Annotated in this window: 10 protein-coding genes; 6 read left to right on the forward strand and 4 right to left on the reverse strand. The window is 66.2% G+C overall.

Annotation, left to right across the window (positions count from 1 at the left end; genetic code table 11):
* Positions 1-2 precede the first annotated feature (2 nt).
* Genes ACZY1F_RS15335 through ACZY1F_RS15345 form a run of 3 tightly spaced genes read right to left on the reverse strand, consistent with a single transcriptional unit; the run spans position 3 to position 3,978 of the window.
* A complete protein-coding gene (locus ACZY1F_RS15335; protein WP_463942739.1) occupies positions 3-731 on the reverse strand; it encodes a ThuA domain-containing protein in 729 nt (242 codons plus the stop codon).
* The gene (locus ACZY1F_RS15340; protein ID WP_463942740.1) at positions 728-1,879 is read right to left on the reverse strand and encodes a LacI family DNA-binding transcriptional regulator; all 1,152 of its coding nucleotides are present in this window, start codon (positions 1,877-1,879) and stop codon (positions 728-730) included. The genes ACZY1F_RS15335 and ACZY1F_RS15340 overlap by 4 nt, the downstream gene beginning before the upstream one ends.
* A complete protein-coding gene (locus ACZY1F_RS15345) occupies positions 1,876-3,978 on the reverse strand; it encodes a heparinase (protein WP_463942742.1) in 2,103 nt (700 codons plus the stop codon). The genes ACZY1F_RS15340 and ACZY1F_RS15345 overlap by 4 nt, the downstream gene beginning before the upstream one ends.
* Before the next feature lie 173 nt (positions 3,979-4,151).
* Here ACZY1F_RS15345 and ACZY1F_RS15350 point away from each other — a divergent pair, with 173 nt between their 5' ends.
* Genes ACZY1F_RS15350 through ACZY1F_RS15375 form a run of 6 tightly spaced genes read left to right on the forward strand, consistent with a single transcriptional unit; the run spans position 4,152 to position 10,862 of the window.
* On the forward strand, positions 4,152-5,165 hold the full coding sequence (locus ACZY1F_RS15350) for a hydroxyacid dehydrogenase (protein ID WP_463942744.1): 1,014 nt from the start codon (positions 4,152-4,154) through the stop codon (positions 5,163-5,165).
* A 55-nt stretch (positions 5,166-5,220) separates the two neighbouring features.
* On the forward strand, positions 5,221-6,504 hold the full coding sequence (locus ACZY1F_RS15355) for an ABC transporter substrate-binding protein (RefSeq protein ID WP_463942745.1): 1,284 nt from the start codon (positions 5,221-5,223) through the stop codon (positions 6,502-6,504).
* Positions 6,501-7,439 carry a carbohydrate ABC transporter permease gene (locus ACZY1F_RS15360; RefSeq protein WP_463942747.1) on the forward strand — a complete coding sequence of 313 codons (939 nt, stop codon included), beginning with the start codon at positions 6,501-6,503 and terminating at the stop codon, positions 7,437-7,439. The genes ACZY1F_RS15355 and ACZY1F_RS15360 overlap by 4 nt, the downstream gene beginning before the upstream one ends.
* Complete coding sequence (locus ACZY1F_RS15365) at positions 7,439-8,368, forward strand: carbohydrate ABC transporter permease (RefSeq protein ID WP_463942748.1); 930 nt, start codon at positions 7,439-7,441, stop codon at positions 8,366-8,368. Before ACZY1F_RS15360 ends, ACZY1F_RS15365 begins: the two co-directional genes overlap by 1 nt.
* A gap of 5 nt (positions 8,369-8,373) precedes the next feature.
* Positions 8,374-9,066 (forward strand): hypothetical protein, encoded by a 693-nt coding sequence (locus ACZY1F_RS15370; RefSeq protein WP_463942749.1) that lies wholly within the window; start codon positions 8,374-8,376, stop codon positions 9,064-9,066.
* 29 nt (positions 9,067-9,095) lie between these two features.
* A complete protein-coding gene (locus tag ACZY1F_RS15375) occupies positions 9,096-10,862 on the forward strand; it encodes a glycoside hydrolase family 35 protein (protein ID WP_463942751.1) in 1,767 nt (588 codons plus the stop codon).
* Positions 10,863-10,899: 37 nt separating this feature from the next.
* Here ACZY1F_RS15375 and ACZY1F_RS15380 read toward each other — a convergent pair whose 3' ends face one another.
* Positions 10,900-11,760, reverse strand: a complete 861-nt coding sequence (locus ACZY1F_RS15380) for an HAD family hydrolase (protein WP_463942753.1) — start codon at positions 11,758-11,760, stop codon at positions 10,900-10,902.
* Positions 11,761-12,128 lie beyond the last annotated feature (368 nt).

Genomic DNA, 12,128 nt, shown 5'->3' on the forward strand with positions numbered 1-12,128 from the left:
CCTCAGGGTTGGAGGGCTGGCGGTCCGGGATGCTGGCCGGCGGTGAGCCAGGCGATGGCACGCAGCAGGATTTCGCGGTGCTCGGGTGACCGGTAGGAGGCGGCGTCATGGCCCAGCGCGTCGTAGAACGTCCGCCCGGGCCGCCGGTCCAGGGACCATATGACGGGGTGCTCGAGGTCTTCGTGGGTGTGCGTGGCATGGATGGTGATTCCCGGCGCCGTGGCCAGGTAGCTGTAACGCTCGTCCGGCAGTTCGAAGTCCGCGAGGCCCTCAACCAAAGGGCCGGATTCCCGGCGAACGTGGATCCCGGCCGGACCGTACTCGGGATGCATGGACGTTCCGCGGATCCAGCGGCCGCCTAGCGCGGCTTCCCATTCCGGGGAGTCGAGGAAGCTCGTGGAGCTGACATGGCTCACCAGCAGCGGCCTGCCGGCAGCCAGCCAGCGACGCAGCCTGGCCGCGGCTTCCGGCGTCCCGGGCGAGGGCCGGTCATCCCGGGGCAGGCCCACGTTGACTACCAGCAGGTCGGGGAGGTCAGCACCGGCTCCCGGGGCGTTTAAATCGGCCAAGGCGGCATCGACGTCGTCCGCTATCTCGACGCCGAACCCCGCCTCCCGAAGGAGGCCCGCCAAAGCGGCGGACGTCTCGGTGAACGGGTGCCACGGGTCTGCGTATCTCCCCACACCGCTCAGGAGCAGCGCCCGCGGCTCAGTCAGCCTGCCCGCGGTCACAGGGATTCCTGCAGCACACCGGCGGCGGGCAGGCGCGGCCCACCGATCGATGACTCGCGAAGGATCAGCTCCGGGTTGAGTTCGATCCGGTGCACCGGCCGCATCCGCCCCTCGGCGAGGCGGGCAGCCATCAGCTGCACGGCAACCTTCCCCACATACTGCTTGGGTGGCCGGACGGCCGAGATGGCGGGCTCGGCAAGGTAGGCCACTTCGTCGTCGTAGCCCACGATCGCCATGTCCCCCGGCACCTGGATCCCCCGGTCCACGCAATGCTGCACAAATGCCACCGCCTGCGTGTCTGAATGGACCAGCATGGCCGTGGTCCCGCTTTTTCGGCACAGCTCCAGGACATGGTCGAAGTGTGCGGCGCGGTCGCCGTTGGGCAGTTTGGCCGAATCCTCGTGGACGGAGCCTGCCACCGGGATCTTCAGGGCCGCCAGCGCCTGCCCCCAGCCCCGCACCACGTGGGGGCTGGTGGGGCTGGAGGAATCGGTCAGGCAGCCGATCTGCCGGTGGCCCTCCTGCCACAGGTGCCGGACGGCCATACCGGCGCCGAACGCGTGGTCCGTGGCCACCCATTCGAGGCGGTGTGCCGGGTTTTCCCCCGGCGAGCGCCGTTCCGCCAGCACCACCGGAATGGGCAGCGCATTCAGCCAGCGGAGCAGTTCCTGCCCCACCTCACCGGTCAGGTCCGGCGCCACGATCAGCCCGTCGATGTTTTGCGTATCGAGCAGCGCCTGGACCTGCCGGCGGTTGTCGGCGGCGTCGTAGGCGGAGCCGCGGACCAGGATCCGCAGGTTCTGCTCCTCGGCCTCCGCCCGGGCGCCGCTGATGACCTGGGGCCAGTAGTAGTCCAGCGAGGGAACCACCATCCCGATGGAGTAGCTGTGCTGCGGCGGACGGCCCGCCGTGGCCGACCTATCCAGTTTGCTGGGCAGCGTCGCGCCGCCGTGGACACGCGAGACCAGGCCCTCGTCAGCGAGGGTATTCACGTCACGCCGGATGGTGAGCTCACTGACACCCAGTTTCACGGCGATGCCACGGACCGTGATGGCGCCGTGGGCACGCAGTTCCTCCATCAGCCGCTCGCGGCGCTGGAGCGAGAACAAGGATTTCCCTGCCACCTCGGACGGTTGTTCGGGGCTCATGATGTTGCCTCCACTGTCAGCGTAAATGCGCCGACGGCGCGGAATCCTTCGGGTTTGAGTCCCTCGGGCAAGCGGAAGCGCAGCCGGGTCAGCCGCGCGCCCCACACATCGGACAGCAGGGGGTCATCCAACGGCCACTCATCCACGAGTACGACGGCGGCGGCCGGCTCCCAGCGCAGCACCGCTCCCCGGCCGTCCCCCGCCGACGAATTGTCGGCTGTTGGGATTCCAGTGGGCAGGATGGTGGCGGTGCCGTCCCGGCCCAGGCGTACGGTGCCTGCCGCGAGGTAGGTGATGCCGACGTCGGGCGTTAATCCTTCCGGCGACGCTGCATTCTCCGTTGACGCTCCGTGGTCCGGCGAGCCTGCACGGTCCGGCAAATCCCGCAGGTCCCAGCGGTCGGCGATGACCACCTGCAGGGCTCCCCGGTCCAGCGAGGACGTCCGGATCCACTGCTCCGGGCGCAGGCCGTAGGCCGCACCGAGTGCCAGCCGGAGCGAGGCGTCCGCAGAGGTGGGTGCATGCAGCACGTCCGCAGCGAAGGCTTTCCCCGTGCCCTGTTCCAGTCCGAACGGCGCCGGAACGCTGTGCCAGGCACTCTGCATGGCACGGATGTCGTAGCGGTCCGGACCGAAGGTTTTGGCCGTGTAGGTGGGCTGGCCTGCATCCACCAGCAGGGGAACGCCGTCAACAGCGACCACCACGGAGCCGACGTCACGGTGGTTGTGGTGCTCGCCGTTGTGCCCGCCCTTGGCCGCGAGCGCCAGGCCCTGCGGGGTACCCGCAGTTTCGCGGGCCAGCATGATCTGCACCGACGGGAGATAGGTGAACGGAACCAGCGGCGGGGACTGGCCTGCGGCGGCAGCGCCATCCAAACGGGGCGCGTTCGGTCGTGTCCCGGCCGGGAAAGCCCCGTCCAGGAGCGCGTGCAGGACCCGGCCCAGTCCCGCCGTCGCGTTCGGCTGACCGGAAACGAACGAGGCAGCGTGCCGTGCGGCGTCCCGGTCGCCCAAGCGGATGGCCCAGCGGTGCAGCATGTCCCAGGGCAACCCGGTGGCCGCGCGGGCCGGACCGTCCGCAACGTTGAGGAACCAGGTTCCGCCCAGGTGCATGCGGTGCGGAAAAGCTACGAGCTCGCGGACTACCGGAAGATCGACGTCGAGCGCCCCGCCGGTGGCTTCCTCCAGCAGTGCGAGGCCCTCCAACGCGCGCCCGGCGCCGTTCCACCAGTAGGCGAAGCCCTCGTCGATGGCCCCGTCCGCGGGAATGGAGGCCAGGAACCGGTCCAGGCCCTCGATGCACCGGGCAACCGTGGCTGCCTGCCGTTGAGGGTCGTCCACCAGGAAGAGGGCCGCGGCTATCAGGTTGGTGTGGATCCAGGGGTTCCAGTTGTGGACATCACCGTGGAGCCCGAGCCAGTGCCAGTCCAGGCGTTCAAGGAAGGGGGTGATGGCGCGTTTGTTCGTTTCCTGCCGGATCCTGCGGCGCAGCCCGGGTGCCCGGATGTCCAGGGCATCCCCCAGGACGTAGTCGGTCCACGCGAGCTGCGCGGCAACCTCGCCGGCCCCAAGATCCAGGTACGGCTGGGACTTGTCCGGCACCACCTCGCCGCTGCGCGTGAATACGTCATCATGCGCGGCCCAGCTCCAGGAACTCTGTTCGCAGAGCAGGTGGACGCCGTCGGTCACCTCGTCGAGCCAGTCTCCTCCGGATCCGGTCCCGGCCTCGGGTCCTCTCCTGGCGTTGGATCCGGCACCCAGTGCCATCACCACCGCCCGGGTCAGGCGCTGTTGGCGTGCGGCCACCAGCCCTTCGTAGGCCGTGCGGTTGCCGTCCCGGAAGTACCGCGCGTAGTGCGAGACCAGGGGCTGCGGCCAAGGGGTGCCTTTTGCCGTCATTGCCTGTGCTGCCAGACCGGAAAGCGCGCTGTCACCGACCCTGAGCCACGCCGCGTCACCCTTCGGTCGGACCCGAAGTCCGGCCCCGCCTGGGGCGAGCAGAGCCTCGAGGCCGGCGCCCGAAGCGTTGATTCCCCAGGCGTCCATGAGGGGCCCACCACCCCGGACATGGGCGGTGGTGCTGACGGGCAGCGGATTCATAAGTCTCTTCTCATTGTTCGAGCGTAATCGTTTCGGATCGATACTGAACGTAGTGATTGAACTGTGGTGTTTATGAGTATGTACTGATTTCTGGATGTGACGCAAGACATGAAATCGCACCCCGGGGTAACGCCCCCGGGCACTGACAACAAACCTGAAAGGAGGACCCCTGAATGTCGCCCAAGCCCAAAGCGCTGTTGGTGATGAATAGCGGAACCTTTGCAGATCAGTTTGATTCCACGCGTTTGCAGCGGCTGGCAGGACTCGTTGACCTGGGCGAACAGCCTTGGACCGCTTCACTCGATTCCCCGGAGCTCGCCGAGCGTTTGGAGAACGTGGAAATCCTGCTCACCAGCTGGGGAGTTCCGCTGCTTGGGGCCGAGCTGCTGGACCGGATGCCCAACCTGCAGGCGGTTTTCCACTGCGCCGGGACAGTGCGCAGCTTCGCCACTGACGAGCTGTGGGAACGGGGCATCCTGGTCACCAACGGCGCGGACGCGAACGCCGTTCCCGTCGCCGAGTTCACCTTCGCCTCCATCGTCCTGGCCGGGAAGAAGGCCCACGTCCTGGCCAACGACGCCCGGACCCACCGGGACGACTGGAGCTACACCACCCAACGTGGCGAACTCGGCAACATCGGGCGGGTCATCGGTGTGATCGGGTTTTCCCGGATTGGACGGCGGGTGGTCCAGCTGGTCCAGCAGCTGCAGGATGTCACCGTCCTGGTGAGCGATCCGCACGCGGACCCGCTTGCCGTCAAAGCGGCGGGTGGCCGGCTCGTTCCGCTTGAGGAACTCCTGCCGGCGTCGGACATTGTGAGCGTCCACGCGCCGGCACTGCCCGAAACCCGGCACCTGATCGGCGCTCCGGAGCTGCGGGCCATGAAGGACCACGCAACCCTGATCAACACGGCCCGCGGATCGCTGGTGGACACCAAAGCACTTGAGGCCGAATGCGCCACCGGACGGATCCACGCCCTCCTGGACGTCACCGAACCCGAGCCGCTGCCCGCGGACTCGGTGCTCTATGACCTCCCCAACGTGATCATTACCCCGCACATCGCCGGTTCCCTCGGAACGGAAACCCGGAGGATGTCGGACGCGGCCCTGGACGACCTGGAACGGTACCTGACCGGGCAGGAACTCCTCGCCCAGGTTGTCCATGACGACCTCTCCCTCAGCGCCTGACCCACACCACGCGCCGCAGCTGCGGCCGTCTCACCCCTCACCTAAGGAGAACGCAATGAAGCGCACAACCCTCGCCGCGATCGCACTGGCCGTAACGGCCGGGCTCGGCCTGACCGGATGCGGCGGCGCCGCCGGACCGGCCGAACCGCAGGCCCAGGAAGGCAAGACGCGCCTGACTGTCTCCGTCTGGAACTACGAAGGGACGCCCGAATTCAAGGCACTCTTCGACGCCTATGAAGCCGCCAACCCCAAGGTGGACATCGAGCCCGTGGACATCCTGGCCGATGACTATCCCCAGAAGGTCACCACCATGCTGGCCGGCGGCGACACCACAGACGTCCTGACCATGAAAAACGTCATCGATTACTCCCGGTACGCCAGCAACGGCCAGCTCCAGGAAATCAGCAGCGTGGTGGACACGCTGGACAAGGACAACCTCGCAGGCCTGGACGCGTTCGACGTCGACGGCAAATACTTCGCCGCCCCGTACCGCCAGGACTTCTGGCTGCTCTACTACAACAAGGACATCTTCAAGGCCGCCGGCGTGGAAGACCCCGCAGACCTCACCTGGGACGAGTACGCTGCCCTGGCCCAGAAGCTGACCACCAAGGGCGCCGACGGCAAGACCGCCTACGGCACCTACCACCACATCTGGCGTTCAGTGATCCAGGCAATCTCTGCTGCCCAGAACGACGGCGACCAGATCGGCGGCGACTACAACTTCTTCGAAGACCAGTACAACACCGCGCTGGAACTGCAAAAGAGCGGCGCCACCCTGGACTTCGGCACGGCAAAGAGCCAGAAGACCAGCTACCGCACCATGTTCGAAACCGGCCAGGCTGCCATGATGCCGATGGGTACCTGGTACATCGCCGGCGTCCTGCAGGCCAAGAAGGACGGCAAAACCAACGTCAACTGGGGCCTGGCTCCCATGCCGCAGAAAACCTCCGGCGGCAAGGTCACCACGTTCGGCTCACCCACGGCCTTCGCCGTCAACAAGAACGCCTCACACTCCGATGAAGCCAAAAAGTTCATCGAGTGGGCCGCCGGCGAAGAGGGCGCCAAGGCTATTTCCAAGAACGGCGTCGTCCCTGCGCTAAAGAACGATGCCGTCACGGACGCCTACTTCAAACTGGACGGCCTGCCCACCGACGAACTCTCCAAAAAGGCCTTCACCCCTGACAAGACGGTCCTCGAGATGCCCGTGAGCGACAAGTCTGCAGCCACCGATAAGATCCTCAACCAGGAACACGACCTGATCATGGTGGGCGAACGCTCCGTGGCTGACGGCATCGCAGAAATGGGCAAGCGCGTCAAGAGCGAAGTCCTGGGCCAGTGACTACGGAAACACTCAAGCCGGAAACAGCGAAGGAGGCCCCGGCTGTCCACAGCCGGGGCAACCGGAAGCAGGCGCGGCGCAACACGCTGATCGGCTGGACGTTCATCCTGCCGAACTTCCTGGGCTTCCTGGCCTTCACCCTCATCCCTGTGCTGGCCGCCTTCGCCCTGTCGTTTATGGAGTGGACCTCGTTCAGCGCACCCAAGTGGGTGGGCCTGGCAAACTTCCAGCGCATGGTGCAGAGCGATACGTTCTGGGTGGCCCTGCGCAACACGGTGGTCTACGCCCTGGGACACGTCCCGCTGACCATGGCCCTGGCCCTGGTCCTGGCTCTGCTCCTGAACCGGAAACTCAAGGGCATCGGCTTCTTCCGGGTGGCCATCTTCTTCCCCTACATCACCTCGCTGGTGGCTGTCGCCGTCGTCTGGAACATGCTCTTCAGCCCGGACAACGGGCCGATCAACCAGGTCCTGCACGCCATCGGCATTGCTGAGGCGCCAGGCTGGACCTCCAGTTCCGACTGGGCCATGCCCGCCGTGATCATCACCAGTGTGTGGCGGGACATGGGCTACTACATGATTCTGTACTTAGCCGGGCTTCAGGCCATCCCCACCGAACTCTACGAAGCGGCGGAGGTGGACGGCGCCAGCCCGTGGCAGCGGTTCTGGAACGTCACCCTGCCGTCGCTGCGGCCTACCACGTTCTTTGTGGTGGTCATGCTGACAGTGTCCAGCTTCAAGGTCTTTGACCTGATTGTGGTGATGACCAACGGCGGGCCCGGGCGCGCCACCACGGTGCTGTCCCAGCTCATCTACCAGGAGGGCATCGGCGAAGGGAAGTTCGGTTACTCCTCTGCCATCTCCCTGGTGCTGTTCCTGATCGTGCTCACGGTCACCGTCCTGCAATTCAAGCTCCAACAGCGGAGGGAACGCTGATGACCAACCTCGCCGAAGATCTCAAGGCCGAGGCACAGTTCCTCGGCGTTGGCCTGGCACCCGCCCCCGAAGACCGCCGTCGTACCCAGCGACAATCCCCGCGCGAGCGCAGGAAGCGCACCACGGACGTGGTGATCTACGCGGTCCTGGCGGTCCTGGTGATGGCGCTCCTGATCCCTTTCATCTGGATGCTCTCCTCCTCCCTGAAGGAGAACAACCAAGTCCTCACCGTCCCCATCCAGTGGATCCCCGCGGAGTTCGTGTGGAGCAACTACACGGACATCTGGACGCGCATCCCTATGATGGGCTACCTGCAGAACTCGCTCTACCTCGCGGTGATCATCACGTGTCTGCAGGTCCTGACCGGCTCCCTCGCGGCCTACGGCTTCGCGAAGGTCCGCTTCCCGGGCAGGGACGTCCTGTTCCTGGCGTACATCGGCACCATCGCGGTGCCGTGGCAGGCCTACATGGTGCCGCAGTACATCATGATGCAGCAGCTGGGGCTCACCAACAGTTTCAACGCCCTCATCCTGCTGCAGGCTTTCGGCGCGTTCGGCGTGTTCCTGATGCGCCAGTTCTACATGACCATCCCCGATGAACTCTGCGAGGCCGCCCGGATCGACGGCCTCAGCGAGTACGGCATCTGGGCCCGGGTGATCCTGCCCCTGTCCAAGCCCGCCCTCGCCAGCCTGGCCCTGCTGACGTTCGTGAACACCTGGAACGACTACATGGGCCCGTTCATCTACCTGACCAGCAACCGGCTGTGGACGGTCCAGCTCGGCCTGCGCTCCTTCGTGGGGCAGTTTGACGCCGAATACGCCATGATCATGACCGGTTCCGTCATCTCGGTGATCCCGATCCTGATCATCTTCCTGATCGGCCAGCGCTACTTCATCCAGGGCATCGCGACGAGCGGCATGAAAGGATGACCACCATGCGCCAGCAGACAACCCTGCCGCACCGGCGGCGGTGGGCAGGCCCGGGGTTCGAGGCGTTCAGCAGCATCTTCGGGTTCGTCTACACGTTCCTGGCCGGCAATGTGATGCTGGCGCTGTCCAACGCCCCGCTGGTGCTTTGCCTGGCGCTGGTGGCTGATCCCATGGCCGCCTGGCCGTTCTTCCTGGCGCTTTCCGTGACGGTTCCGCCGTCGCTCGCCGGCCTGTTCGCCGCCTTTCAGGCACTGAACGACGACGGCGGCGCGGTTAAGCCGTTTGCCTCCTTCCTCCGCGGCTATGGGCGCAGCTTCCGGCGCACCGCGCCGCTGGGGCTGGCAGCCGTCGCGCTGCTGCTGTTCCTTGGCGTGGACCTCGTCGCGGTCCAGTCGATGCCGGCAGCTGCCCTGCTCGTCCCCGGCATTGTGGTGGCCGCGGCAGCAACGGTGAGCGTGGCTGTGCTGGTGATTGCCGGCGTCGTACTTCTTCCGGATGCCCGGCTCAAGAGCCTGGTCAAGGCGTCGCTGTACCTGTGCGTCCAGCGCTGGTACCTGAGCCTGGCCATGCTGGTTCTGCTGGGCATCATCGCCTCGGCCGCACTGCTCCAGCCGGTGCTTGGCGTGGCCCTGGCGCCGGCGCCCCTGCTGTTTGTGGTCTGGAGCAACGCCGCCTTCGCCTTCCACGCCGCCCTCTGACCAGCTGCGACGACCCCATAGGAGCTTCCTTGGATACCTTTGCCATCGGCGATCGCCACTTCCTGCTGAACGACGAGCCCTTCCGCATTCTTTCCGGCGCCATCCACTACTTCAGGGTCCACCCGGACCTGTGGGAGGACCGGATCCACAAGGCGCGGCTCATGGGATTGAACACCATTGAGACCTACGTGCCGTGGAACGAGCACTCCCCCGTTCCGGGGAGGTTCCTGGTGGAGGGACAGTTGGACTTGGGCCGTTTCCTGGATTTGGTGGCGGCGGAAGGCATGCGGGCAAGCGTCCGGCCCGGACCGTACATCTGCGCCGAATGGGACAACGGCGGACTGCCGGCGTGGCTTTTCAGCGACCCCACCGTGGGCGTGCGAAGCAGCGAACCGGGCTACCTTGCGGCGGTCGGCTCGTACTTCGACGCCCTGCTGCCCCTGGTGGTGGAACGGCAGGTGACGCGCGGCGGGCCGGTCATCCTGCTGCAGATCGAAAACGAATATGGCGCCTACGGCAGCGACAAGGCGTACCTGCAAAACCTCGTGGGCCTGGTGAAACGCCACGGCGTGGACATCCCACTGTTCACCTGCGACCAGCCGTTCGGCACCATGATCGAGGACGGGTCGCTGCCCGATCTGCACAAAACCGGGACATTTGGTTCACGTTCCCTGGAGCGCCTTCAATTCCTGCGCGAGCGGCAGCCCACCGGCCCGCTGATGTGTGCCGAGTTCTGGAACGGCTGGTTCGACAACTGGGGCGCCCACCACCACACCACCGACGCCGCTGCCTCCGCGGCCGAACTCGATGCGCTGCTGTCCGCGGGGGCGTCGGTGAACATCTACATGTTCCATGGGGGCACGAACTTCGGCTTTACGAACGGCGCCAACGACAAGGGCATCTACGAACCGACCATCACGTCGTACGACTACGACGCTCCGCTCAGTGAGGACGGCTATCCGACGGCCAAATACTTAGCCTTCCGGGACGTGATCGCGAAGCACTTCCCTGTGCCTGCGGAGGTCCCGGCTGCACGGCCTCTGCAGCCGGAGTCAGTGGTCACCGTGCACTCGAGTGTCCAGCTGCTCAGCGCGGCGGATGAACTCGGTTCTGCCCTGGAGGTGGCAGGGCCGGTGCCCACCTCCGAAGTCACGGGGCAGTACCGCGGCTTCTGCCTCTACGAGCGCACCCTGGACCGCGGCGGCGTCCTGGCTTTCGCGGAGGTCCGCGACCGGGCGCAGTTCTTCCTCGACGGGCTCCCGCTCGGCACGCTCAGCCGCGAACTCGGCGAGCGCGCCATCGTGATCCCCGGCGGCGGTCTCCTGCAGGTCCTGGTGGAAGACCAGGGCCGGGTGAATTACGGACCGCGGATCGGCGAGTCCAAGGGACTCATCGGACCGGCCGAGCTGGACGGCGGTGAGCTTCGTGACTGGCAGATCCGGCCTCTGGACCTGGAGAACCTGGACTTGGACGGTTCCAGCCCCTTCGGGGCGTTGGCCGCTGGACTGGACGGAGCCGGCGGGGTGGCCGGGCCGTCCCTGTCGTTCGCGGCGTTCGAGGCGGACGGCCCGGGCGACCGGTACCTGCGCCTGGACGGCTGGACGAAGGGCAACGCCTACGTCAACGGCTTTAACCTCGGCCGGTACTGGAGCCGCGGACCGCAGCGCACGCTCTACGTTCCGGGGCCGCTCCTCAGGAAAGGCCGCAACGTCCTAGCTATCCTTGAACTTCAAGGCAGCGCCACCCGCGACGTCCGCTTTGTATCCGGGCCTGACCTCGGACCGGACGAGAAGTAGCGCCGCCCGGGCCAAGCCCGCCATCGAGGAGTTAGCCCTACGGCAGGAGGCTGCGCAGCACGTGCGCGGCGCCGTCGTCGAACACTGAATGAGTAACCTCATCCGCGGCGGCGATGACTTCCTCCGGGGCCTGGCCCATGGCGACTCCTCGCCCGGCCCAGCCCAGCATTTCGATGTCGTTCCGGCCGTCGCCAATAGCCACGGTCCGGTGGGGCTCAGTCCCCAACTGGCCGCGGAGCCGTTCCAGCGCGCTGGCTTTGGTGACGCCGGCCGCGGCGATGTCCAGCCACGCGGTCCAGCCGACCGAGTAGGTGACGCCGGCCAGGCCGATCTCCTTGATGGTTGAGGAGAATTCCTCCGGCGTGTTTTCGGTGCTGAACACCACCAGGCGGACGGCGGTGGCCTCGAGCAGAGTCTGGAAGTCGACGCCGATCGCCTCGACGCCGAAGCTGGCGTCCTGGAAGCGTTCAGTGGACAGGAAGTTGCCGTCCTCGTCCTCCAGCGCATACTTGGCCGTGGGCAGCTTCTCCCGCAACGCACGGAGCGCCGGGGCCGGATCGAACGTGGCCTTGTGGATGATCTCGTAACCGTCGGACAGGTCCGGATCCAGCCGCAGGGTCACGCCGCCGTTGCAGCAGACGGCGTAGCCGCTGTCGATGCCGATCTGCTCGATGATGGGAAGCGTGGCGTTCAGGGAGCGGCCGGTGGCGATCAGGACGTCGTGCCCTGCGGCCACCACGGCCTGGGCGGCCTCGCGGACGGGCACTGACATGTGGCCATCGTGGTCCACCAGGGTTCCGTCCACGTCCAGGGCAACCATGAACTTGGTGATGCAGTTTTCGCTTGCGATCCGCTGGTCATCGATGCCAGCGACTGTGGTTTCAGTCAATGTAGTCATACATCCAGTAGACCAGAGACCCCCGACACCGGCTAGGACGCAGGCCACAGCGCTTATGAACACCCGGTTAATACTCACAGGTTATCCCCGGTGTGAGTGTTTACCTTCGGCACACTGTCCGCCCGCCTGCCAGCCGCAGATTCCCCGCCCCGCGGTCAATTCCCCACCGCGCGACAAGGGGAAAAGCCCACCCGGAGGGGAATTGCTGGGACTTATCCACATTCGAGCAGCCGGGTCTACTGCAGCAAGCCCGCATGGCTCGCACTCAAAGCTTGGGAACGTTACGCGTGCGATCATTCTGGCGGAGAAAAAGCGCGAGGACCGGCTTCGGGCTCTCGGCTACACGATTGTCCGCCGGGACTGGAAAG

The sequence above is a fragment of the Pseudarthrobacter xylosi genome (assembly GCF_055412765.1).